The 23,486-nt window shown below is 72.5% G+C and carries 16 protein-coding genes; 13 read left to right on the forward strand and 3 right to left on the reverse strand.

From position 1 onward, the window contains the following. Positions 1–4 precede the first annotated feature (4 nt). The 3 genes from ACIQAK_RS26825 (at position 5) to ACIQAK_RS26835 (ending at position 3,962) form a co-directional block, all read left to right on the forward strand. Entirely contained in the window at positions 5–1,420 is a 1,416-nt protein-coding gene (locus tag ACIQAK_RS26825) for an FAD-dependent oxidoreductase (protein WP_366387739.1), read from the forward strand. 166 nt (positions 1,421–1,586) lie between these two features. Beyond that, positions 1,587–2,051 (forward strand): hypothetical protein, encoded by a 465-nt coding sequence (locus ACIQAK_RS26830; protein WP_366387740.1) that lies wholly within the window; start codon positions 1,587–1,589, stop codon positions 2,049–2,051. A gap of 87 nt (positions 2,052–2,138) precedes the next feature. Then, positions 2,139–3,962: a glycoside hydrolase family 18 protein gene (locus ACIQAK_RS26835; RefSeq protein ID WP_366387741.1), complete on the forward strand. Its 1,824-nt coding sequence runs from the start codon at positions 2,139–2,141 to the stop codon at positions 3,960–3,962. 88 nt (positions 3,963–4,050) lie between these two features. On the opposite strand, the gene ACIQAK_RS26840 is transcribed toward ACIQAK_RS26835, so the two are convergent. Both ACIQAK_RS26840 and gabT read right to left on the reverse strand, forming a co-directional pair. Further along, a complete protein-coding gene (locus tag ACIQAK_RS26840) occupies positions 4,051–4,845 on the reverse strand; it encodes a phosphatase PAP2 family protein (protein WP_401370511.1) in 795 nt (264 codons plus the stop codon). Between the two features lie 149 nt (positions 4,846–4,994). Next, on the reverse strand, positions 4,995–6,335 hold the full coding sequence (gene gabT / locus ACIQAK_RS26845) for a 4-aminobutyrate--2-oxoglutarate transaminase (RefSeq protein WP_366387743.1): 1,341 nt from the start codon (positions 6,333–6,335) through the stop codon (positions 4,995–4,997). 640 nt (positions 6,336–6,975) lie between these two features. Between gabT and ACIQAK_RS26850 the strand changes: the two genes are divergently transcribed. The 10 genes from ACIQAK_RS26850 (at position 6,976) to ACIQAK_RS26895 (ending at position 22,490) form a co-directional block, all read left to right on the forward strand. Continuing rightward, a complete protein-coding gene (locus ACIQAK_RS26850; RefSeq protein ID WP_366387744.1) occupies positions 6,976–9,372 on the forward strand; it encodes an ATP/GTP-binding protein in 2,397 nt (798 codons plus the stop codon). Positions 9,373–9,545: 173 nt separating this feature from the next. Further along, positions 9,546–11,120, forward strand: a complete 1,575-nt coding sequence (locus ACIQAK_RS26855; RefSeq protein ID WP_366387745.1) for a PucR family transcriptional regulator — start codon at positions 9,546–9,548, stop codon at positions 11,118–11,120. Between the two features lie 204 nt (positions 11,121–11,324). Next, positions 11,325–12,770, forward strand: a complete 1,446-nt coding sequence (locus ACIQAK_RS26860; protein WP_366387746.1) for an aldehyde dehydrogenase family protein — start codon at positions 11,325–11,327, stop codon at positions 12,768–12,770. A 305-nt stretch (positions 12,771–13,075) separates the two neighbouring features. After that, entirely contained in the window at positions 13,076–15,031 is a 1,956-nt protein-coding gene (locus tag ACIQAK_RS26865) for an acyl-CoA dehydrogenase family protein (protein WP_366387747.1), read from the forward strand. Positions 15,032–15,158: 127 nt separating this feature from the next. Continuing rightward, positions 15,159–16,412 (forward strand): 1-deoxy-D-xylulose-5-phosphate reductoisomerase, encoded by a 1,254-nt coding sequence (dxr, locus tag ACIQAK_RS26870; RefSeq protein WP_366387748.1) that lies wholly within the window; start codon positions 15,159–15,161, stop codon positions 16,410–16,412. Then, positions 16,409–17,719 (forward strand): site-2 protease family protein, encoded by a 1,311-nt coding sequence (locus ACIQAK_RS26875; protein ID WP_366387749.1) that lies wholly within the window; start codon positions 16,409–16,411, stop codon positions 17,717–17,719. The genes dxr and ACIQAK_RS26875 overlap by 4 nt, the downstream gene beginning before the upstream one ends. A 186-nt stretch (positions 17,720–17,905) precedes the next feature. Next, complete coding sequence (gene ispG / locus ACIQAK_RS26880) at positions 17,906–19,060, forward strand: flavodoxin-dependent (E)-4-hydroxy-3-methylbut-2-enyl-diphosphate synthase (protein WP_366387750.1); 1,155 nt, start codon at positions 17,906–17,908, stop codon at positions 19,058–19,060. 167 nt (positions 19,061–19,227) lie between these two features. Continuing rightward, complete coding sequence (locus ACIQAK_RS26885; RefSeq protein WP_366387832.1) at positions 19,228–20,070, forward strand: GNAT family N-acetyltransferase; 843 nt, start codon at positions 19,228–19,230, stop codon at positions 20,068–20,070. A gap of 74 nt (positions 20,071–20,144) precedes the next feature. Continuing rightward, positions 20,145–20,717, forward strand: coding sequence for a GNAT family N-acetyltransferase (locus ACIQAK_RS26890; protein WP_366387751.1), 573 nt, complete (start codon positions 20,145–20,147; stop codon positions 20,715–20,717). Between the two features lie 69 nt (positions 20,718–20,786). Beyond that, positions 20,787–22,490, forward strand: a complete 1,704-nt coding sequence (locus ACIQAK_RS26895; RefSeq protein WP_366387752.1) for a proline--tRNA ligase — start codon at positions 20,787–20,789, stop codon at positions 22,488–22,490. Between the two features lie 61 nt (positions 22,491–22,551). Here ACIQAK_RS26895 and ACIQAK_RS26900 read toward each other — a convergent pair whose 3' ends face one another. Further along, positions 22,552–23,484 carry an aminoglycoside phosphotransferase family protein gene (locus ACIQAK_RS26900; protein ID WP_366387753.1) on the reverse strand — a complete coding sequence of 311 codons (933 nt, stop codon included), beginning with the start codon at positions 23,482–23,484 and terminating at the stop codon, positions 22,552–22,554. Positions 23,485–23,486 lie beyond the last annotated feature (2 nt).

Consider the following 23,486-nt stretch of genomic DNA (forward strand, 5'->3'; position numbering starts at 1 on the left):
AACCATGGCCCCAGCTGCCATGAGTATCGCCGCACAATCACTCTCCGGCGCCAGGCCGGTCTCCTACTGGCTCGACGACCCCGCCAGGCCCGATCCGCTTCCCGCCCTCACCGGCGACGAGCACACCGACCTCCTGGTCATCGGCGGCGGCTACACCGGCCTGTGGACCGCGCTCATCGCCAAGGAGCGCGACCCGGACCGGGACGTCGTCCTCATCGAGGGGCACGAGGTGGGCTGGGCCGCCTCGGGCCGCAACGGCGGCTTCTGCGCCGCCTCCCTCACCCACGGCCTGGCCAACGGCGTGGAGCGGTGGCCGGACGAGATCGCGCAGCTGGAGGAGCTGGGGGAGCGGAACCTCGACGCCATCGAGGCCGCCGTCGCGCGCTACGGCATCGACTGCGAGTTCGAGCGGACCGGCGAGATCGATGTCGCCACCGAGCCGCACCAACTCGATGAGCTGCGGGAATGGCATCAGGAGATCCAGAAGCTCGGTATCACCGGCGTGGACTTCCTGGACCGCGAGGCCCTACGCGCCGAGGTCGACTCGCCCACCTTCCTCGGCGGCCTCTGGGACCGCCGGGGCGTGGCGATGCTGCACCCGGCCAAGCTCGCCTGGGGCCTGAAGCGGGCCTGCCGGGAGCTGGGCGTACGGATCTACGAGCACACCCGGGGCCTCGACCTCGTGCGCTCCGGCTCGGGGATGGCGGTGCGTACGCCGTACGGGCGGGTCTTCGCCCGGCGGGTGGCGCTCGGCACCAACATCTTCCCCTCGCTCGTCAAGCGGGTCCGCCCGTACACCGTGCCGGTCTACGACTACGCGCTGATGACCGAACCGCTCACCCCCGGACAGCTGGAATCCATCGGCTGGCAGGGGCGCCAGGGGCTGGGCGACAGTGCCAATCAATTCCATTACTTCCGGCTCTCCGCGGACAACCGGATCCTGTGGGGCGGATACGACGCGATCTATCCGTACGGAGGCCGGCTCAGCGCCGATCTCGACCAGCGTCCGGAGACGTTCCTGAAGCTCGCGGAGCAGTTCTTCGACTGCTTTCCGCAGCTTTCCGGGCTGAATTTCTCGCACGCCTGGGGCGGCGCGATCGACACCTGTTCCCGTTTCACGGCGTTCTTCGGCACGGCCCATCAGGGGCGGGTCGCCTACGTCGCCGGATATACCGGTCTCGGCGTCGGCTCGACGCGATTCGGGGCCGATGTGATGCTCGATCTGCTCGCCGGTGAGGAGACCGAGCGGACCGGCCTGGAGATGGTGCGTTCGAAGCCGATGCCGTTCCCGCCGGAGCCTTTCGCCTGGGCGGGGATCGAGATCACCAAGCGGTCCCTCGCCCGCGCCGACAGCAACGGCGGGCACCGCAACCTGTGGCTGAAGGTCATGGACAGGCTGGGCCTCGGCTTCGACAGCTGACCGACCGGCCTCGGTCCTCAGCGCTGTGTCCCGCTTCACCGCCGGCGTGACCCACGTCACTGCCAACAAGTAGTCCCGACCCGCGTCATAGTCAGCGCCTGACGCTCTCTCGCCCGTGTACGCACCGGTAGGAACCTGCCGGTGCCCACGTCAACGGGAGGCAGGCATGACTGGCTCGGAGACCAGGGCCGCGGTCGAATGGCTCACATCGGTGGCACCGGATCCACGCGCCTGTCGGTGGGAGTGGGAGCGCGACCCGCACGGGATCGCGCTCCTGCCCGCCGGGAGGCGCTGGGACGTGCTGATCCTGCCGGGGAAGCTGGGATACCCGACGCTCGACGTGCTCACCCGTCTCGTCGGCCGGCCCGGCCCGGTCCTCGCCGACAGCGGCGAGTCGCGCACGGGCTTCTTCGTCCCGCCGGGCACCGCGTCCCGCTGGGTCGGCACCGGTGTCCGGGGCGCCGGCCCCGGCACCTGGATCGTCGTCCCGCACCCGGGCCGGGCGGCCGGGGGGGTGCGGTGGCTGATCCCGCCGGACGGCTCGGGGACGCTCACCGACGCGGGGCTGCTGGAACTGGCCATGCACGAGGCGGCCGGAGCCGCCGCCCAGGACGGCCGCGAGGGAGGGTGACCCACTGCCGGAGGCCTTGACAACCTGATTGGTCTGGACCATGTTGTGCGCACGCCACATCCAAATCCCCCCTGCACGGAGGCTGTTGTGGAACGCACCGGACCAACCGTCACAATCTCCGGACTTCTGGCCACCTGTACGGCCGCAGTGCTCGCTGCCGGTGCCCTGGTCGCCACGGCACCGGCGGCAAGCGCGGCGGACGTGGACGTGGCGCGCAACGGCGGCTTCGAGGCGGGTCTCGACGGCTGGAGCTGCAGCGCCGGCAGCGGGGCGGCCGTCTCCACCCCGGTGCGCGGCGGTACCGCGGCGCTGAAGGCGACCCCGGCGGGCAACGACAACGCCAGGTGCTCCCAGGCGGTCACGGTCAAGCCCAACTCCCGCTACACGCTGAGCGCCTGGGTGCAGGGCAGCCCCGTCTACCTCGGCGCCACCGGCACCGGCACCACCGACGTCTCCACCTGGACCCAGTCCACCGGTGCCTGGAAGCAGCTCACCACCAGCTTCACCACCGGCCCCTCCACCACCTCCGTGAGCGTCTACACCCACGGCTGGTACGGCACCCCCGCCCACTACGTCGACGACCTCACCCTCGTCGGCCCCGGCGGCGACCCCGTCGTCCTCCCGGCCGTCCCCGCCGGTCTGAAGACCACCGCGATCACCTCCTCCTCCGTCGCGCTCTCCTGGAACGCCGTCTCCGGCGCGACCGGCTACCACGTCTACCGAGGCGGTACGAAGGTGGCCACGGCCACCGGCCCCTCCGCCACGGTGACAGGACTGGCCGCCTCCACCGCGTACAGCTTCCAGGTCACCGCCGCCAACGCGGCCGGCGAGTCCGCGAAGTCGGCCGCCGTCACCGCGACCACCACGGCGGGTGGCGGGGGCGGCGACAACCAGCTCCCGGCGCGGGCGCTGGTCGGCTACCTCCACGCCAGCTTCGCCAACGGCTCCGGCTACACCCGCATGGCGGACGTGCCCGCCTCCTGGGACGTCATCAACCTCGCCTTCGGGGAGCCCACCTCGGTCACCTCCGGCGACATCCGCTTCTCGCTCTGCCCGGTCGCCGAGTGCCCGAACGTCGAGTCCGAGGCGGAGTTCAAGGCGGCCATCAAGGCCAAACAGGCGGCGGGCAAGAAGGTCCTGATCTCCATCGGCGGCCAGAACGGCCAGGTGCAGCTCGCCTCCACCGCCGCCCGGGACGCCTTCGTCACCTCGGTCTCGAAGATCATCGACACCTACGGCCTGGACGGCCTGGACATCGACTTCGAGGGCCACTCCCTCTCCCTGAACACCGGCGACACCGACTTCCACTCCCCTACCTCACCGGTGATCGTCAACCTGATCTCCGCGGTGAAGTCCCTCAAGGCGAAGTACGGCTCCGACTTCGTCCTCACGATGGCGCCCGAGACCTTCTTCGTGCAGCTCGGCTACCAGTTCTACGGCTCCGGCCCCTGGGGCGGCCAGGACCCGCGGGCCGGCGCCTACCTGCCGGTCATCCACGCCCTGCGCGACGACCTGACCCTGCTGCACGTCCAGGACTACAACTCGGGCCCGATCATGGGGCTGGACAACCAGTACCACTCGATGGGCGGCGCGGACTTCCACATCGCCATGACCGACATGCTGCTCGCCGGCTTCCCGGTCGCGGGCAACACCAGCCGCGTCTTCCCCGGCCTGCGCCCCGACCAGGTCGCCATCGGCCTCCCCGCCTCCACCCAGGCGGGCAACGGCCACACGTCGCCGGCCGAGGTCGACAAGGCGCTCAACTGCCTGATCAAGAAGACCGACTGCGGCTCCTACCGGACCCACGGGACCTGGACCGATCTGCGCGGCCTGATGACCTGGTCGATCAACTGGGACCGGTTCAACCAGTGGGAGTTCTCCCGGAACTTCGACTCCTACTTCGGCAGCTGACCCACCAGGCGTACGGCCGGTGACCGCCGGCCGTACCCCACCAGACCGATGCCCGTCGCCGGGGTGAAGAGGATCGCGGCGACGGGCATCATCCACGCCGTCGGGCGGCCCACCACAGCGGCGCGAGCAGCACCGGCCCCAGGCACCAGCTCGCCAGGACGTCCAGCGGCCAGTGGTAGCCGTGCAACACCAGCCCGGCACCGGTCGCCGCGGTCAGCAGCACAGCGGCGCAGGGCAGCGTCCAGGACCGTAGCCACGCCGGGCGGGGAAGGGCCAGCAGGAGCAGGGCAGAGGCCCCGTACGCCACCGCCGCCGTCGCCGTATGGCCCGACGGGTAGTAGTTGACCGCCTCGGTCAGCGGGCCCTGCCGGGCGGTGGCCACCTTGAGCGGGATCACCAGCGCGGGCACCGCGGCCATGGTGAGGGCCGCGTACACCGGTAGCCGGCGGGCGCCGCGCCGGAGCGCGTACGCGATGGCGCAGCCGAGGACCGGGAGCGCCACCGGCACCGCGCCCAGGTCGGAGAAGAGCTGGGTCAGGGCCGACGGGCCGCGCCGGAACAGGCCCTCGCCGACGCGTTCGTCCAGCCGGAGCAGCGGGCCGTCGGCCGCGACCTGCCAGGTGATCAACGCGAACAGCGCCACCAGGGAGCCGAGAAGGAGAGAGGCCGGCCATCCGGGAACAGGGGGGGTTGTTCCGGAATGGCCGGCGGGACCGGGTCGCCGCGCGCCCCGGGGGGTGTGGGGCGGGCGGCCGTCCGATCGGTGAGGAGTCCCGGGGCCGGAGGCCCCGGTGGCGTGCCCGCAGGCACGCCCGGGACGGTGCTGGGAAAGCCCCGGCCCGGAACCACCCGCGGTTTCCCGCGGGCGATGTGTTTCTCTCATCCGCAGGAACCGTACGGCAGTGGAGAGGCGTCCGACAGTCGCGACCGCCACCCGCCATCGCCCCCGCACACCTTCTTCACAGGCCCTCACCCGGATGCCGGACGGCGACCGGGAAACGCCACCGCCGCCCGGCTCCGGGTTCGAAGGAGTCAGAGCGTGCCGAAAGCCTGCTCGATGACGTCGAGGCCCTCGCCCAGCAGGTCCTCGCCGATCACCAGCGGCGGCAGGAACCGCAGGACGTTGCCGTAGGTGCCGCAGGTCAGGACCATGACGCCCTCGGCGTGGCAGGCCTTGGCGAGCGCGCCGGCCGCCTCCGGGTTCGGGTCCTTGGTGCCGGACTTCACCAGCTCGATCGCGATCATGGCGCCGCGCCCGCGGATGTCGCCGATGATGTCGCCGTTCGGGAGCTTGGCCCGCATCTCGGCGAGGCGGCCCTTCATGACCTCCTCGATCCGCTTGGCCTTGCCGTTCAGGTCCAGCTCGCGCATGGTCTCGATGGCGCCGAGCGCACCCGCGCAGGCGACCGGGTTCCCGCCGTACGTACCGCCCAGACCGCCGGCGTGCGCGGCGTCCATGATCTCGGCGCGGCCCGTCACGGCGGAGAGCGGCAGACCGCCGGCGATGCCCTTGGCGGTGGTGATCAGGTCCGGGACGATGCCCTCGTCCTCGCAGGCGAACCACTGGCCGGTGCGGCAGAAACCGGACTGGATCTCGTCCGCGACGAAGACGATGCCGTTGTCCTTGGCGAACTGGGCGATCGCCGGGAGGAAGCCCTTGGCCGGCTCGATGAAGCCGCCCTCGCCCAGCAGCGGCTCGATGATGATCGCGGCGACGTTCTCCGCGCCGATCTGCTTGGTGATCTCGTCGATGGCCTGCGCGGAGGCCTCGGCACCGGCGTTCTCGGCGCCGGTCGGCCAGCGGTAGCCGTAGGCGACCGGGACGCGGTAGACCTCGGGCGCGAACGGACCGAAGCCCTGCTTGTACGGCATGTTCTTCGCCGTCAGCGCCATCGTGAGGTTCGTCCGGCCGTGGTAGCCGTGGTCGAAGACGACGACGGCGGTGCGCTTGGTGTAGGCGCGGGCGATCTTCACCGCGTTCTCGACGGCCTCGGCGCCCGAGTTGAACAGCGCCGACTTCTTGGCGTGGTCGCCCGGCGTCAGCTCGGCGAGCTGCTCGCAGACCTCGACGTACCCCTCGTACGGCGTGACCATGAAACAGGTGTGGGTGAAGTCCGCGAGCTGCGCGGACGCCCGGCGTACGACGGCCTCGGCGGAGGCGCCCACCGACGTCACGGCGATGCCGGAGCCGAAGTCGATCAGACGGTTGCCGTCCACGTCCTCGATGATCCCGCCGCCCGCGCGGGCGGTGAACACCGGCAGGGTGGAGCCCACACCTGCGGCGACGGCCGCGAGACGGCGAGCCTGCAGCTCGACCGACTTCGGGCCGGGGATGGCAGTGACGACGCGGCGCTCCTGCGGGATTGCGGTCATGAGGGGCTCCTGGGGGTGTTTCGGACGCTCTTCTCATCGCAGGCTAGGGGCGGAGGACGTACCCGGGCATGCTCCGATCGGGAGTGGTGGGCGCGTGTCGTTGTCCGTCGCGGACAGATGACGGGCCGCTGGTCGGCCGCGCCCCTGCCGACCTGGTGCGATGCGGGTCCGGGGCGGTCCGGGACGGTCACTCTTCGGGCGGGTTGCTGAACTCCCCGTGTGCGCGCACTAGATTGACCGGGGCAGTGGACGGACCGGCAGGTCAAGGGGGCAGTGGTTCATGGACGACGAGGGCACGCGGGGCGTACGGGGCGCGAGCGCGGACAAGGTGCCGGGACCGGCCGTGCCACCACCGCCGACCGCCCCGCCGCGGGTGGAACCGCCGGGGGAGCCGGGGGCTTCGCGGGGTGGGCCGCCGGTGGGGGAGCCGGGGGCCTCGTGGGGTCGGCCGCCGGTGCCCGCCGAGCGTGGGGCCTCCTGGGGTGGGCAGCCGCAAGGGGAGCTGGGAACCTCCTGGGGTAGGCCGCCGGTGCCCGTCGGGCCCGGGGCCTCCTGGGGTGGGCCGCCGCCGGGGGAGCCGGGGGCCTCGTGGGGTGGGCAGCCGGTGGGGGAGCCGGGAACCTCCTGGGGTGGGCCGCCGGTGCCCGCCGAGCCTTGGGCGTCGGCGCCCGGGCAGCCTTCGGCACCGCGATCCGGGCCGCCCTCCGCCCGGACCTCCCCGCCGCGCCCGGCCGGCCCGCCCCTCGCCTCACCGCCCCTCGCCTCACCGCCCCCCGTCGAGCAGCCGGTCGCCGGGCCCCCCGCCCTGGACGCCTGGCTCCGTACGCCCCGCCCACCCCAGGCCCCCGGCGTCTGGCGGTTCGGGTTCACACCGCGCCCGCCCGAGCAGGACGCCGAGGTCTCCGACCGCTCCCTCCTCGTCGGCGCCCTCATCTCCCTCCTCTCCGCCCTCCTCCTCTGGTCGCTCTGGCGCAACGGCTACCTCCCGTACCGGCTCGTCCCGCTCAAGCTCTTCACCCCGGGCGAGTGGTGGAACCCGGGCACCGGCGGCGGCCCCCGCACCATCGAGGGCAGCGACGCCCTCACGGTGTACGAGGCCCTCCTCTTCGGGCTGCTCGCCTACGGCTGCGGCCGGATCGGCAACTTCTCCGAACTCTTCCGCCGCCATGCCGTCCGCCGTGGGCAGCCGTTCCTCGCCCTCGCGGCGGCCGTCGCGGCGGGCCTCACCCAGCTCCTCGTCTGGAACGAGACCCTGCCGGTCGTCCGCCCGGTCCTGGTCCTGGTCGCCGCCGTCGCGGGCGGCGAGATCTACCAGAGCCAGAGCGTCGTCAACGTCGTCTACGCCCTGATCGCCGTCGCCGTCCTGTATCCCTTCGCCCGCCTCGGCCGCTGGCGCGAACTGATCGCCGCCCGCCGGAACGGCTCCCCGCCCGCCCCGGCCGACAGCTCATCGGCCCCCGCCACCGCGACCTCCGCCGACCAGTGGCCCGAACTGCGCGCGGCGGGCTGGACCGACGCGGCGGACACCCTCACCGCCGAGGTCCGCACCGGCCGGATGAACGACGTGGACGTGGCCCGCCTGCGCCACGCCTGGGCGCAGGCCACCCGCAGCCCCGACCGCCTCGCCCCCCTCGCCGAAGCCGTCCTGCGCACCGGGGGAGCGGCCGCCCTGCACCCTTCAGGGCAGCGCGACCTGCCCCACCGCACCGCCCGCCACGACGTGCTCACCGGCCAGGTCCGGATCGGCCGCTGCGCGGAGGACCCGCACAACCCCTACGCCCGCCGGTCCACCGGGATCGCCCTGGACCCGACGCTGCTGGGCACCTCGCTGCTGGCCGTCGGACCGCCGGGGTCCGGGAAGTCCGCCCGCCTGGTGCGGCCCGTCGTCGAGGCCCTCGGGCTGCGCGCCCTGGCCGGGGCGGCGGCCGTACTCGCCGTCGGCGGCGCGGGCGCGCCCGTCGGCCCGGACGACGCCTTCGACGTCGTCGTACGCGTCGGCAACCCCGCCTCCGCCCACGACCTCGACCTGTACGGCGGCACCACCGATCCCGATGAGGCCGCCGCTGTCCTCGCGGAGGGGCTCGTCGGCGACGTCGGCAGCCTGGACAGCCGCCGCGCCGCCACCGTTCTCGCCCAGCTGCTCGGCCCCTACCGGGCCGCCCACGGCCACTTCCCCTCCGTGCCCGAACTGCGCGAACTCCTCGACGGCTCCCCGGAGGCCCTCGCCGGACTCCGCGCCACCCTCGAAGCCGCCGGGCACCAGGCGATGCTCCGCGAGCTGGAGGCCCGTACCCGGCAGGCGGGCGGCCCCGGCGACCCCGCACCGGCCCTCGCGGACCGGGTCGCGCTGCTCGACCGGCCCGCGTTCGCCGGGTTCTTCGCCGCCGGCCCGGACGCCCGCCCCTTCGCGCTGCGCTCGCTCGGCCAGTACCCGCTGCGGGTCCGTGTCGACCTGCCGGAGCGCGGCCACGCGGAGGCGTCCCGCCTCCTCACCCGCCTCCTCCTCGCCCAGTTCACCGCGATCACCGCCGCCCGCACCGACACCACGCTCTTCGTCGGCCTGGTCCTGGACGATGCGACCCACGCGGTGACCGCCGAGACCGTACGGGGCATCCGCCGGCTGCGCTCGGTCAACGCGGGGGCGGTCCTCACCCTGCGTACGGTCGACGACGTCCCCGAACCCCTGCACACCCCGCTGCTCGGCGCGGTCGGCTGCACGGCCGCCTTCTCCGGCATCACCACCTGGGACGGCAAACGCTTCGCCGAGGCCTGGGGCAAGGAATGGGTGGAGACCCGCGAGGTCGCCCAGCACACCGTCTTCGCCGACCAGCCCTTCACCCGCGCCCTGCACGCGCTGCGCAAGCTCGTCACCGGCAGGGCGGTGACCACGGACGCGGTGACCGTCCGGCAGGTGGAGAAGGAACGCTGGTCGGCCTCGGAGCTGGCGTACGCGGTCCCCGCCGGGCACGCGGTGGTGCGGCTGACCACGGTCGAGGGCGAGCACGCACCGCCGCTGCTGGTGGAGCTGGGCGGCTGAGAACCGCTACCCGCGAGTAGGGCGTCCGGTGGCTGAGAGCGGTTACCGGAACTCTGCCGCCCTGGCAGAATCGGTGCCAGCCGTTCATACGGGACGGCGCAATACCCACCACCGATCCGGCCGGCGGAACGCCCCCCGGCCAGGCGTCACCGACCTCGAGGGTTCCCGGTCCCATGCCCCCCACGCTCACCTCGCTCGTCCAGCACTCGGCGCTCAAGCTCACCGTGCGGGCCGGCGCGGACCGGCTCGACACCCCGGTGCGCTGGGCGCACGCCAGCGAGCTCGCCGACCCCGTCCCGTACATGGACGGCGGCGAACTGCTCCTCGTGACCGCCACCAACCTGGACGCCGAGAACGCCGAGTCCATGCGGCGGTACGTGCGGCGGCTGGCCGGTGCCGGGGTCGCCGGGGTCGGCTTCGCGGTCGGGGTGAACTACGAGGCCATCCCGGCCGCCCTCGTCGAGGCCGCCGAGGAAGAGGGCCTGCCGCTCCTCGAAGTGCCCCGCCGCACCCCGTTCCTCGCCATCAGCAAGGCCGTCTCCGCCGCCATCGCCGCCGACCAGTACCGCGCGGTCACCGCCGGCTTCGAGGCCCAGCGCGAACTGACGAAGGCGGCGCTCGCCGGGGACGGCCCTACCGACCTGCTGGCCCGTCTGGCCGTCCACATCGACGGCTGGGCCGCGCTGTACGACACCTCCGGCGCGGTGCTCGCAGCCGCCCCCGACTGGGCCGCCCGCCGGGCCGCCCGCCTCACCCCCGACGTCCAGCGCTTGCGGGACAGGCCCGCCCCCGCCAGCGTCGTCGTCGGCGACAGCGAGGACCGGGTCGAGCTCCAGTCGCTGGGCACCGGCCGCCGGGCGCGCGGGGCGCTGGCCGTCGGTACGGGAGCGGCGCTGGGCACCGCCGAGCGGTACGCCGTGCACTCCGCCGTCGCCCTGCTCACCCTGACCACCGCCCGCTCCCGCTCCCTCCAGGGCGCCGAACAGCGCCTGGGCGCCGCCGTACTGCGCATGCTGCTGGCCGGGCAGCCCGACCACGCCCGGGCGGTCGCCGGAGACCTGTACGGCGGCCTCCTCGACGCCCCCTTCCGGCTGCTGATCGCGGAGGCGGCCGCGCCCGCCGGGTTCGACCTGCTCACCGAGACGATGGAGGCCGCCGCCGCCCGCTCCGGCGAGGCGCTGCTCATGGTCCCCGAGGGTGGGCGGGTCGTGGTGCTGGCGGCCGACGGCGGTGCCGCCGTCGCCGCCTGCGCGGCCTACGCCGAGGCCCAGGACGACCGCGCCCCGCGCGAGGGAGGCGCCGAGGACAGCGACGTGGTGGTCGGACTCTCCGCCCCCTGCGGCCCGATCGCCGTCTCCGCCGCGTACAAGCAGGCGGAGCAGGCCCTCTCGGTCGCCCGCCGCCGAGGCAGGGCCCTGGTCGAGCACGAGGAGCTGGCGGCCGGTTCGGTGCTGCCACTCCTGGCCGATGACGCCGTACGGGCCTTCGCCGACGGCATGCTCCGCGCCCTGTACGAGCACGACGCCAAGGGCCGCGGTGATCTCGTGGCCTCCCTGCGCGCCTGGCTCTCCCGCCACGGCCAGTGGGACGCTGCCGCCGCCGACCTCGGCGTGCACCGGCACACCCTGCGCTACCGGATGCGCCGGGTGGAGGAGATCCTGGGCCGCTCGCTGGACGACCCGGACGTCCGGATGGAGCTGTGGCTCGCGCTGAAGGCGACCGAGGCGGCGGCACCGGCCGAGGAGTAGGCCCGTCCACCTTCGTGCCCCTGGCCAATTCGGAGCACCGGCCCCCCACCCCACTCCACCCCGGCTAAACACCATCCCCACCTCCCCGCTCTACCGTGGGACCACAGAGGGGCAGCCCCTCCCGGGCGCCCGCCACCTCCGTCACGTCTTCCGTCACGTCTTCGTCACGACTTCCGTCACGACCTCCGAAGGGCCGGAACCTCCATGACTTCGCCCCACGCCTTCTGGGTGGCCGGCCGCCAGGCCACCGGTGCCGACAGCTTCGACGTCACCAACCCGTACGACGGACGCCTCGTCGGCACCGTCAGCGTGCCGACCGACGCCCAGGTCGAGGAGGCCGTCGCCGCCGCCCACGCCGTACGGGACGAGTTCGCAGCGACCCCGGCACACGTGCGGGCCGCGGCCCTCGACCACGTCGTACGGCGGCTGGGGGAGCGCACCGAGGAGATCGCCCAGCTGATCTCGGCGGAGAACGGCAAGCCGATCAAGTGGGCGCGCGGCGAGGTCGGCCGAGCCATCTCCGTGTTCCGGTTCGCGGCCGAGGAGGCCCGCCGCTTCAACGGCGGCGAGGCCCAGCGGCTCGACACCGACCTCGGGGGCACCGGCCGCCTCGGGCTGACCCGGCGCTTCCCGCGCGGAGCCGTCCTCGGCATCGCACCCTTCAACTTCCCGCTGAACCTCAGCGCCCACAAGGTCGCCCCGGCCATCGCGGTAGGCGCCCCGATCATCCTGAAGCCGGCCCCCGCCACCCCGATCTCCTCCCTGGTCCTGGGCGAGCTGCTGGCCGAGACCGACCTCCCGGCCGGCTCCTGGTCCGTCCTGACGGTCCCGAACGACAAGATGCCCGCCCTGGTCCAGGACGAGCGCCTGCCGGTCATCTCCTTCACCGGCTCGGGCCCGGTCGGCTACGCGATCATGGAGTCGGTGCCCCGCAAGCACTGCACCCTTGAGCTGGGCGGCAACGGCGCGGCCGTCGTCCTCGGCGACTACGCCTCGGACGAGGACCTGGACTGGGCGGCCACCCGGATCGCCACGTTCTCCAACTACCAGGGCGGCCAGTCCTGCATCTCGGTGCAGCGCGTCATCGCCGACGCCTCGGTCTACGACCGGCTCGTGCCGAAGATCGTCGCCGCCGTCGAGGCCCTGGTCACCGGCGACCCGGCCGACGTCGCCACCGACGTGGGCCCCCTGGTCAGCGAGGACGCCGCCCAGCGCGTCGAGTCCTGGGTCGACGAGGCCGTTCAGGGCGGCGCGGAGCTGCTCACCGGCGGCAAGCGCGACGGCGCCACCTACGCCCCGACGGTCCTGGCCTCCCTCCCCGACGACGTGCAGCTCTCCTGCGAAGAGGTCTTCGGCCCGGTCATGTCCCTCCAGAAGGTCGACGGCGAGGCCGAGGCGTTCGCCGCCGTCAACTCCTCCAAGTACGGCCTCCAGGCGGGCGTCTTCACCCACGACATCCAGACCGCCTTCCGCGCCCACCGCGCCCTGGAGGTCGGCGGCGTGATCATCGGTGACGTCCCCTCGTACCGCGCCGACCAGATGCCGTACGGCGGCGCCAAGCAGTCCGGCGTCGGCCGCGAGGGCGTGCGCTACGCGATGGACGACTACACCTACGAGCGCGTCCTGGTCCTCACGGGCCTCGCCCTGTAACACCCCGATACGACCCCGCCCGCGCCGCCGCCTGGACAGCGGGCGCGGGCGGGGGCGCGAAAAGAACGGCCGGAGCCCATGGTGCGGGGGCTCCGGCTGTTTCCGCTGGGCCGCCGCCGACCTGCGCCGGCACTCGGATCGTCCGAGAAGTGGCGGGCTCTCGGCGCCCCGGGGCCCGATCGGGGCCGGTGCGGGTGCCGAACCGCGGGTACAGGGGTTACATACGGACCAGTAGGCAGCGACTAGCAGTCCGTGCGTCCAGGTGCCCGTCCGCCCCGGTGACGCGCGGCGAGGTGAGGCCCGGCATGTCCGCACCACACAACACCCCCCAGGTCCCCAAGGCCCCCAAGGTCACCGAGCGTGAGGCGCGCAAGGTCGCCGAAGACGCCCGTGAGCAGGACTGGCGCAAGCCCAGCTTCGCCAAGGAGCTGTTCCTCGGGCGCTTCCGGCTCGACCTGATCCATCCGCACCCCCAGCCGCCGCCCGACGACATCCGGCGCGGCGAGGAGTTCCTGGCGCGGCTGCGCACGTTCTGCGAGACGCACATCGACAGCGCCCGGATCGAGCGCGAGGCGAAGATCCCCGATGAGGTGATCGCCGGTCTCAAGCAGCTCGGTGCCCTCGGGATGAAGATCGAGACGAAGTACGGCGGTCTCGGCCTCACCCAGGTGTACTACAACAAGGCGCTCGCCCTGGTCGGCTCCGCGAGCCCCGCGATCGGTGCGCTGCTCTCGGCGCATCAGTCGATCGGCGTACCGCAGCCGCTGAAGATTTTCGGCACCCAGGAGCAGAAGGACGTCTTCCTGCCCCGGCTCGCCACCACCGACATCTCCGCGTTCCTGCTCACCGAGCCCGACGTCGGCTCCGACCCGGCCCGCCTCGCCACCACCGCCGTGCCCGACGGGAACGACTACCTGCTGGACGGGGTGAAGCTCTGGACCACCAACGGGGTCGTCGCCGATCTGTTGGTCGTCATGGCCCGGGTTCCGGCCTCCGAGGGGCACAAGGGCGGCATCACCGCGTTCGTCGTCGAGGCGGACGCCCCCGGCGTCACCGTCGAGCACCGCAACGCCTTCATGGGGCTGCGCGGCATCGAGAACGGGGTCACCCGGTTCCACCAGGTCCGGGTCCCCGCCGCCCACCGCATCGGCCCCGAGGGCGCCGGGCTGAGGATCGCCCTGACCACCCTCAACACCGGGCGCCTCTCGCTGCCCGCCATGTGCGTCGGCGCCGGGAAGTGGAGCCTGAAGATCGCCCGCGAATGGTCCACCGTGCGGGAGCAGTGGGGCCGGCCCGTCGCCCGGCACGAGGCGGTCGGCGCGAAGATCTCCTTCATCGCGGCCACCACCTTCGCCCTGGAGGCGATCGTCGACCTCTCCTCGCAGATGGCCGACGAGGACCGCAACGACATCCGTATCGAGGCCGCCCTCGCCAAGCTGTACGGCTCCGAGATGGGCTGGCTGATCGCCGACGAACTGGTCCAGATCCGCGGCGGGCGCGGCTTCGAGACCGCCGAGTCGCTGGCCGCCCGGGGCGAGCGCGCCGTCCCCGCCGAGCAGATGCTCCGGGACATGCGGATCAACCGGATCTTCGAGGGCTCCACCGAGATCATGCACCTGCTGATCGCCCGGGAGGCCGTGGACGCCCACCTCAAGGTCGCGGGCGACATCATCGACCCGGAGAAGCCGCTCTCCGCAAAGGCCAGGGCGGGAGCCGACGCGGCCGGCTTCTACGCCCGCTGGCTGCCCCAGCTCGTCACGGGGGCCGGACAGCTCCCGGGTACGTACGCCGAGTTCAACCCCTCCGGCCACCGCGACCTCTCCGGGCACCTCCGCTACGTGGAGCGCTCCTCGCGCAAACTCGCCCGGTCCACTTTCTACGCCATGTCCCGCTGGCAGGGCCGGATGGAGACCAAGCAGGGCTTCCTCGGCCGGATCGTCGACATCGGCGCCGAACTCTTCGCGATGAGCGCCGCCTGCGTACGGGCCGAACACCTGCGGGGCGCCGGGGAGCACGGCCGCGAGGCCTACCAGCTCGCCGACGCCTTCTGCCACCAGTCCAGGGTCCGGGTCGAGGAGCTGTTCACCCGCCTGTGGTCGAACACCGACGACCTGGACCGGCGCGTGGTCGACGGCGTGCTGGCCGGTACGTACGCCTGGCTGGAGGAGGGCGTCATCGACCCGAGCGGCGAAGGCCCCTGGATCGCGGACGCCACCCCCGGACCCTCCGCCGAGGAGAACCAGCACCGGCCGGTGCACTGATCCGAAGGCCGCGGATGCGGACACGGAGGGGCACGTCCGGCGTGCGGGCGCGCCCCTCCGCACGGGAGGTACGCCCCACCGGGACGCGCTGTCCCCACGCACAGCCGGAGCGGCAACAATGGGGGGCATGAGCGACAGCCCCGCCCCCCTCGCCGATCCGCATCTCCTCTTCGACGCCGCGGACGGCCGCCGGGATCTCGTGATCCTCGGCTCCACCGGGTCCATCGGCACCCAGGCCATCGACCTGGTCCTGCGCAACCCCGACCGCTTCCGGGTCACCGCGCTCTCGGCCGCCGGCGGCCGGACCGCCCTCCTCGCCGAGCAGGCCTACCTGCTGCGGGTGAGCACGGTCGCCGTCGCCGCCCCGGACGCGGTCCCCGCCCTGCGCGAGGCGCTGCGCGAGCGGTACGGGGCCGGCGAGCCGCTCCCCGAGATCCTCGCCGGGCCCGACGCGGCGGCCACACTCGCCGCGAGCGACTGCCACACCGTGCTCAACGGGATCACCGGCTCCATCGGGCTCGCCCCGACCCTGGCCGCGCTGAAGGCGGGCCGCACGCTCGCCCTCGCCAACAAGGAGTCGCTGATCGTCGGCGGCCCGCTGGTGAAGGCGCTCGCCGCCCCCGGTCAGATCATCCCGGTCGACTCCGAGCACGCCGCGCTCTTCCAGGCGCTGGCCGCCGGAACCCGCGCCGATGTCCGCAAGCTCGTCGTCACCGCCTCCGGCGGGCCCTTCCGGGGCCGTACGCGCGAGGAACTGGCCGACGTCACCCGCGAGCAGGCCCTGACCCACCCCACCTGGGCCATGGGCCCGGTGATCACGATCAACTCCGCGACGCTGGTCAACAAAGGGCTGGAGGTCATCGAGGCGCACCTCCTCTACGACATCCCCTTCGACCGCATCGAGGTCGTGGTCCACCCGCAGTCCTACGTGCACTCCATGGTCGAGTTCACCGACGGCTCGACCCTCGCCCAGGCCACGCCGCCGGACATGGGCGGACCGATCGCCATCGGCCTCGGCTGGCCCCAGCGGGTCCCGGACGCGGCCCCCGCCTTCGACTGGTCGAAGGCCTCAAGCTGGGAGTTCTTCCCGCTGGACACCGAGGCCTTCCCCTCGGTCGGCCTCGCCCGCCACGTCGGTACGCTCGGCTCCACGGCACCCGCCGTCTTCAACGCGGCGAACGAGGAGTGCGTCGACGCCTTCCTCGCCGGACAGCTGCCCTTCAACGGAATCATGGATACGGTCACCGCTGTGGTGTCCGAACACGGCACCCCCGCCCCGGGAACCCCGCTCAGCGTCGCGGACGTCCTCGAAGCGGAAACCTGGGCCCGCGCACGGGCCCGGGAACTCTCGGCGAAAGCGACAGCGGAGGCGCGCGCATGAGTCTGACCTCGATCCTGCTGACGGTCCTGGGGATCGCCGTCTTCGTCGTCGGCCTGCTCTTCTCCATCGCCTGGCACGAGCTGGGCCATCTCTCCACGGCCAAGATGTTCGGCATCCGGGTCCCGCAGTACATGGTCGGATTCGGCCCCACGCTCTGGTCGAAGAAGCGGGGCGACACCGAGTACGGGATCAAGGCCATCCCGGCCGGCGGCTACATCCGCATGATCGGGATGTTCCCGCCCGGCGCGGACGGCCGGCTCGAAGCCCGCTCCACCTCGCCCTGGCGCGGCATGATCGAGGACGCCCGCTCCGCCGCGTACGAGGAGCTCGAACCCGGCGACGAGAAGCGGCTCTTCTACACGCGCAGGCCGTGGAAGCGCGTCATCGTGATGTTCGCCGGCCCGTTCATGAACCTGATCCTCGCCGTCGCGATCTTCATGGGCGTCGCGATGACCTTCGGCTTCCAGACGCAGACCACCGAGGTCGCCGGCGTACAGCAGTGCGTGATCTCGCAGAGCGAGAACCGTGACACCTGCAAGGCATCCGACGCGGTCTCCCCGGCCAAGGCGGCCGGTCTGAAGGAAGGCGACAGGATCGTCGCCTTCGACGGCAGGAGGGTCGACGACTGGGCGACGCTCTCCGACCTGATCCGCGGCACGATCGGCCCCGCCGCGATCACCGTCGAGCGCGGCGGCCAGGAGGTGACCCTCGACGCCGTCCTGCGCGAGAACGCCGTGGCGAAGAAGGACGCCGACGGGGAGGTCATCCCCGAGCAGTTCGTCAAGGCGGGCTATCTCGGCTTCGCCGCTCGGACGGAGATCGTGCCGCTCTCCTTCGGCGACTCCGTCGTGCGCATGGGCGACATGATCGAGAACGGCGTCCACGCGATCATCGACCTCCCCTCCAAGATCCCGGACCTGTGGAACGCCGCCTTCAGCGACGGCGAACGCGCCGACGACTCACCGGTCGGTGTGGTGGGCGCGGCCCGGATCGGCGGGGAGGTGATGAATTTGGACATCCCGGCGCAGAACCAGGTCGCCATGATGCTGTTCCTGCTCGCGGGCTTCAACCTGTCGTTGTTCCTCTTCAACATGCTGCCGTTGCTCCCCCTCGACGGGGGGCACATCGCGGGCGCGCTCTGGGAGTCGCTGCGGCGCAAAGTGGCCAAGGTCTTCCGGCGCCCCGATCCGGGCCCGTTCGACGTGGCCAAGCTGATGCCGGTCGCCTATGTGGTGGCCGGACTCTTCATCTGCTTCACGCTGCTGGTCCTGGTGGCCGACATCGTGAACCCGGTCAAGATCAGCTGACCCTCGGCCGGTGACCTCCCCTTCAGCCCCATGAGTGACGACCGGACACACGCGTTGTGTCCGGTCGGTCACCTTCTGGTGGACTTGTCCATACGGTGCGTGCGTCCCGGCCGCGGTGCCGTAACCTCGAAGCCCGGAGCCCGCCGATTTCGGGACCTTGATCCACACCTTGGGGATGCACAGCGCATGACTGCGATTTCTCTCGGAATGCCGGCCGTTCCGACCAAGCTCGCCGACCGAAGGGTCAGCCGACAGATCCAGGTCGGATCGGTCGCGGTCGGCGGCGACGCGCCCGTTTCCGTGCAGTCGATGACGACGACACGGACATCGGACATCGGTGCCACGCTCCAGCAGATCGCCGAGCTGACCGCGTCCGGCTGCCAGATCGTCCGGGTCGCCTGCCCGACCCAGGACGACGCCGACGCGCTCGCCACGATCGCCCGGAAGTCGCAGATCCCGGTGATCGCCGACATCCACTTCCAGCCGAAGTACGTCTTCGCCGCGATCGACGCGGGCTGCGCCGCGGTCCGCGTGAACCCCGGCAACATCAAGCAGTTCGACGACAAGGTCAAGGAGATCGCCAAGGCGGCCGGCGAGACCCGCACCCCGATCCGGATCGGCGTCAACGCCGGCTCCCTGGACGCGCGGCTTCTGAAGAAGTACGGCAAGGCCACCCCCGAGGCCCTCGTCGAGTCGGCCCTGTGGGAGGCGTCCCTCTTCGAGGAGCACGGCTTCGGCGACATCAAGATCTCGGTCAAGCACAACGACCCGGTCGTGATGGTCAACGCCTACCGCCAGCTCGCCGCCCAGAGCGACTACCCGCTCCACCTCGGCGTCACCGAGGCCGGTCCGGCGTTCCAGGGCACCATCAAGTCGGCCGTCGCGTTCGGCGCCCTGCTCTCCGAGGGCATCGGCGACACCATCCGCGTCTCCCTCTCGGCCCCGCCGGCCGAGGAGGTCAAGGTGGGCCTGCAGATCCTGGAGGCGCTGAACCTGAAGCAGCGCCGCCTGGAGATCGTCTCCTGCCCGTCCTGCGGCCGCGCCCAGGTCGACGTCTACAAGCTCGCCGACCAGGTCAGCGCCGGTCTGGAGGGCATGGAGGTCCCGCTGCGCGTCGCGGTGATGGGCTGCGTCGTCAACGGCCCCGGCGAGGCCCGTGAGGCCGATCTCGGTGTCGCCTCCGGCAACGGCAAGGGCCAGATCTTCGTCAAGGGCGAGGTCATCAAGACCGTGCCCGAGTCCAAGATCGTCGAGACCCTCATCGAGGAAGCCCTGAAGATCGCCGAGCAGATGGAGAAGGACGGTATCGCGTCCGGCGAGCCCCAGGTCTCCATCAGCTGACCCGTGACTCTCCCCCGTCGCCGCCGCCCCGCCGAGCCCCGCGCCCGGCGGGGCGGCGGCGTGTCCAAGGCCGGTCCAGGAGCCCGCTTCCGGACCCGGGCAGCGTTCCAGGGCCTTGTTGGGTACAGTGCGGAAATCAGCAGACCGCATGGTGAGGCCCCCTCGTGTTGACGCAGACCACCACCCGGGTCCTCGAACCCAGCGACCTCGGCGCAGCGCTCGCCATCCTGGAGAGCGAGCCCGTGGCCAACGCCTTCGTCGCGTCCCGCGTGCAGGTCGCCGGGCTCGACCCCTGGCGCCTCGGTGGCGAGATGTGGGGCTGGTACGCCGACGGCAGGCTCCGCTCCCTCTGCTACGCCGGCGCCAACCTCGTCCCCATCTGCGCCGGCCCCGAAGCCGTACGCGCCTTCGCCGACCGGGCCCGCCGGGCCGGCCGCCGCTGCTCCTCGATCGTCGGCCCCGCCGAACCCACCGCCCTGCTCTGGCGGCTCCTGGAGCCGGGCTGGGGCCCCGCCCGCGAGGTCCGCGCCAACCAGCCCCTCATGGTCACCGAGAGCCCCTCCGCCGACGTCACCCCCGATCCGCTCGTCCGCCGCATCCGCAAGGACGAGACCGAGGTCCTGATGCCGGCCTGCGTGGCGATGTTCACCGAGGAGGTCGGCATCTCCCCGCTCGCCGGGGACGGCGGCCTCCTCTACCAGGCCCGCGTTGCCGAACTCATCGGCGCCGGGCGCTCCTTCGCCCGGATCGACGACGGCAAGGTCGTCTTCAAGGCCGAGATCGGCGCCGCCACCCCCCGGGCCTGCCAGATCCAGGGCGTCTGGGTCGCCCCCGAACACCGCGGCAAGGGCCTGTCCGAGACCGGCATGGCAGCCGTCCTGCGCTACGCCCTGGCCGATGTCGCCCCCGTCGTCAGCCTGTACGTGAACGACTACAACACCCCCGCCCGCAAGGCCTACCGCCGCGTCGGCTTCCGCGAGACCGGCACCTTCATGAGCGTCCTGTTCTGAACGGCCCCTTGCCGGGGGCGCTTCCCGGCCGCCGCCCGTTCCGGCCCGCCCGCCCCGGCCAGTAGGGTTCCGGCATGGCACCAGCAGTCACCGGGAACGGCCCCGCGCACTCCGGCATCGAGGTCGGCCCCCTCGACCTGGCCGCACGCGTGGACGAAGCCCTCCACGTCCAGGCGGCGGCCTTCGGGCTCAGCCAGGACGAGATCGACGTACGCCGCCACATCGTCCTGCGACACCTCGACCACCCCGGGGCCCGCGCCCTCGGCGCCCTCACCCCCGACGGGCGGCTCGTCGGCTTCGTCTACGGACTGCCCAACGACCGCGCCCACTGGTGGTCCACCGTCGTCGAGCCCTACCTCAGGGCCACCGGCTCCGACGGCTGGCTCGACGACTCCTTCGTCATCACCGAGCTCCACGTCCACCCCGACCACCAGCAGCACGGCATCGGCCGCACCCTGATCACCACCATCACCGACGCCGTCCCGCACCCCCGCTCGATCCTCTCCGCGATCGACAAGGACAGCCCCGCCCGCGCCCTGTACCGCGCGCTCGGCTACCGCGACCTGGCCCGCCAGGTGGTCTTCCCCAGCGCCTCGCTCCCGTACGCCGTGATGGGTGCGCCCCTGCCGCTGCTGCGCGGCGACTGAATGGATTTCCGCCTGCCCGCACCGCCCGGTTAACCTCGGGCTCACCACCCTTGCGAGCAGGAGTTCATCATGGCCCAGGTCCAGCGCATGTCCCGATTGATGATCAAGACACTGCGCGACGACCCGGCGGACGCCGAGACGCTCAGCCACAAGCTGCTGGTCCGCGCCGGGTACGTGCGCCGCAACGCGGCCGGCATCTGGTCCTGGCTGCCGCTCGGCAAGAAGGTCCTGGACAACATCTCCAACGTCGTGCGCGAGGAGATGGACGCCATCGGCGCCCAGGAGGTCCTGCTGCCCGCCCTGCTGCCCAAGGAGCCCTACGAGGCGTCCGGCCGCTGGGAGGAGTACGGCGACCTGCTCTTCCGCCTCCAGGACCGCAAGGGCGGCGACTACCTCCTCGGCCCCACCCACGAGGAGATCTTCACCCAGACCGTCAAGGACCAGTGCACGTCCTACAAGGACCTGCCGGTGATGCTCTACCAGATCCAGACGAAGTACCGCGACGAGGCGCGCCCCCGCTCGGGCGTGCTCCGCGGCCGCGAGTTCCAGATGAAGGACTCGTACAGCTTCGACACCACCGACGAGGGCCTCGCGCACTCCTACGCGCTGCACCGGGCCGCGTACATCAAGATCTTCGAGCGCCTCGGCCTGGACCACCGCGTCGTCTCCGCCGTCTCCGGCGCGATGGGCGGCTCCGCCTCCGAGGAGTTCCTGGCGCCCGCCGCCGCCGGTGAGGACACCTTCGCGGACTGCCCCAACTGCGACTACGCAGCCAACACCGAGGCCGTGATCTTCGCGCTCGCCCCGGTCGACGGCTCGGCGCACGGCGCGGTCGAGGAGCTGGACACCCCCGACACCCCGACCATCGAGACCCTCGCCGCGCACCTGGGCGTCCCCGCCTCGGCCACCCTGAAGAACCTGCTGGTCAAGGTGGACGGCGAGATCGTGGCCGTCGGCGTCCCCGGCCACCGCGAGGTCGACCTCGGCAAGCTCGGCGAGCACCTGGCGCCCGCCGTCGTCGAGCTGGTCACCGCCGAGGACTTCGTCGGCCGTGACGACCTGGTACGCGGCTATGTCGGCCCCCAGGGCCTGGAGAAGGTCCGCTACCTCGCCGACCCCCGGGTCGCCCCCGGCACCTCCTGGATCACCGGCGCCAACCAGGAGGGCAAGCACGCTGCGAGCGTCGTCGCGGGCCGTGACTTCGAGGTCGACCAGTACCTCGACGTCGTCGTGGTCGAGGAGGGCGACCCCTGCCCCAAGTGCGGTACCGGCCTCACCCTGGACCGCGCCATCGAGATCGGCCACATCTTCCAGCTCGGCCGCAAGTACGCCGACACCTTCCAGCTCGACGTGCTGGGCCAGCAGGGCAAGCCCGTCCGCGTCACGATGGGCTCGTACGGCATCGGCGTCTCCCGCGCCGTGGCCGCCCTCACCGAGCAGACCGCCGATGACAAGGGCCTGTGCTGGCCCCGCGAGATCGCCCCGGCCGACGTCCACGTCGTCGCCGCGGGCAAGGCCCTCCAGACGGAACTGGCCCTCGACGTCTCGGAGAAGCTCAACGCGGCGGGCCTGCGGGTCCTGGTCGACGACCGTCCCGGCGTCTCGCCCGGCGTGAAGTTCACCGACTCCGAGCTCATCGGCGTGCCGAAGATCCTCGTCGCCGGCCGCCGCTCCGCCGACGGCGTCCTGGAGCTGAAGGACCGCCGCACCGGCGAGCGCGAGGAGCTCACGGTGGACGAGGCGATCGCCCGCCTCACGGCCGACCTGGTGTGATCCCGTACGAGGAGGGCCCCCGCACACCGTGTGCGGGGGCCCTCCTCGTACGTGCGCGTCCCTACAGCCAGCCCGCGAACTCCAGGTTGACCTCGCCCATCTGCCGCCGCCCCTCGGCCAGCGCGCGGGTCCCCGACTCGACCGCCCGGAACAGCGTCCAGCCGTGCAGCCGCGCCTGATCCACCTCCAGGGACTCCGCCAGCCTCTTCACCCGCCGCCGGGCCGTCACCGGGCCACCAGGGGAGGCGATCAGGTCCTCCGCCCGGTCCCGCACCAGCCGCGCCAGGTCGTAGGCGCGCTCGCCCACCAGCGGCTCCGGACCCACCGTCAGCCACGGGGCACGCTCACCCGAGAGCACCTTGCTCTGGCGGAAGTTGCCGTGCAGGAGCAGCAGTTCGGGGGAGCCCTCCACCAGCTCGGTACGGGCCGCGAGGGCCGCGTCCACTAGCGGGGCGAGCTCCGGATCGGCCTCGGCGGCCGCCCGCATCCCCTCGCTCTGCCGTCCGGTCCGCTCGGCCACCGTCTCGAAGGGGTGGCCGGCGGGCGGCTCGACCCACAGCCGCCGGACCGTGCCCGCTGCCTCAAGCAGAGCCTTGGCCTCCGGCAGCGAACGCAGCGACACCTCATGGTGCAACCGCTCCAGCAGCAGCGCCCCGGACGGGTCGAGCCCAGGGGTGTCCAGCTCCGGGGAATCCAGCAGCTTCGCCGCGCCCCAGCCGTTCCAGTGCGCCAGTGCCGCCCGCTCCCGCTCCGGCTCGGCGCGCGGCGGGGCGATCTTCAGCGCGGCCGGGGCCCCGTCGGCCCGCCGGACCAGGAGCACCAGGGCGCTGCGCCCACCGGGGGCGGCCACCCGCTCCACGGCGAGGTCCGGCCCCGCGGCGCCGATCGCCCGTTCGGTGAGCGTGGGGAGCCGGTCCAGCCAGTGGGCCGCCGCGTCGTCCCCGTACATCTCGCCGAGCGCGCGCACCAGGCGCTGCGGCGGTTCGAAACCCATAC

Origin of the sequence: Streptomyces sp. NPDC088706 (genome assembly GCF_044752765.1) — a bacterium.
Lineage (GTDB): Bacteria > Actinomycetota > Actinomycetes > Streptomycetales > Streptomycetaceae > Streptomyces.

Excerpts from the sequence above, each read along its gene's own strand:
- ACIQAK_RS26825 (WP_366387739.1), top strand. The coding sequence starts at position 5 with ATGGCCCCAGCTGCCATGAGTATCGCCGCACAATCACTCTCCGGCGCC.
- ACIQAK_RS26855 (WP_366387745.1), top strand. The coding sequence starts at position 9,546 with ATGCCCCCCACGCTCACCTCGCTCGTCCAGCACTCGGCGCTCAAGCTC.
- ACIQAK_RS26895 (WP_366387752.1), top strand. The coding sequence starts at position 20,787 with ATGGCCCAGGTCCAGCGCATGTCCCGATTGATGATCAAGACACTGCGC.
- gabT (WP_366387743.1), bottom strand. The coding sequence starts at position 6,335 with ATGACCGCAATCCCGCAGGAGCGCCGCGTCGTCACTGCCATCCCCGGC.
- ACIQAK_RS26900 (WP_366387753.1), bottom strand. The coding sequence starts at position 23,484 with ATGGGTTTCGAACCGCCGCAGCGCCTGGTGCGCGCGCTCGGCGAGATG.
- ispG (WP_366387750.1), top strand. The coding sequence starts at position 17,906 with ATGACTGCGATTTCTCTCGGAATGCCGGCCGTTCCGACCAAGCTCGCC.
- ACIQAK_RS26830 (WP_366387740.1), top strand. The coding sequence starts at position 1,587 with ATGACTGGCTCGGAGACCAGGGCCGCGGTCGAATGGCTCACATCGGTG.
- ACIQAK_RS26840 (WP_401370511.1), bottom strand. The coding sequence starts at position 4,845 with ATGAGAGAAACACATCGCCCGCGGGAAACCGCGGGTGGTTCCGGGCCG.
- ACIQAK_RS26865 (WP_366387747.1), top strand. The coding sequence starts at position 13,076 with ATGTCCGCACCACACAACACCCCCCAGGTCCCCAAGGCCCCCAAGGTC.
- dxr (WP_366387748.1), top strand. The coding sequence starts at position 15,159 with ATGAGCGACAGCCCCGCCCCCCTCGCCGATCCGCATCTCCTCTTCGAC.
- ACIQAK_RS26860 (WP_366387746.1), top strand. The coding sequence starts at position 11,325 with ATGACTTCGCCCCACGCCTTCTGGGTGGCCGGCCGCCAGGCCACCGGT.
- ACIQAK_RS26875 (WP_366387749.1), top strand. The coding sequence starts at position 16,409 with ATGAGTCTGACCTCGATCCTGCTGACGGTCCTGGGGATCGCCGTCTTC.
- ACIQAK_RS26890 (WP_366387751.1), top strand. The coding sequence starts at position 20,145 with ATGGCACCAGCAGTCACCGGGAACGGCCCCGCGCACTCCGGCATCGAG.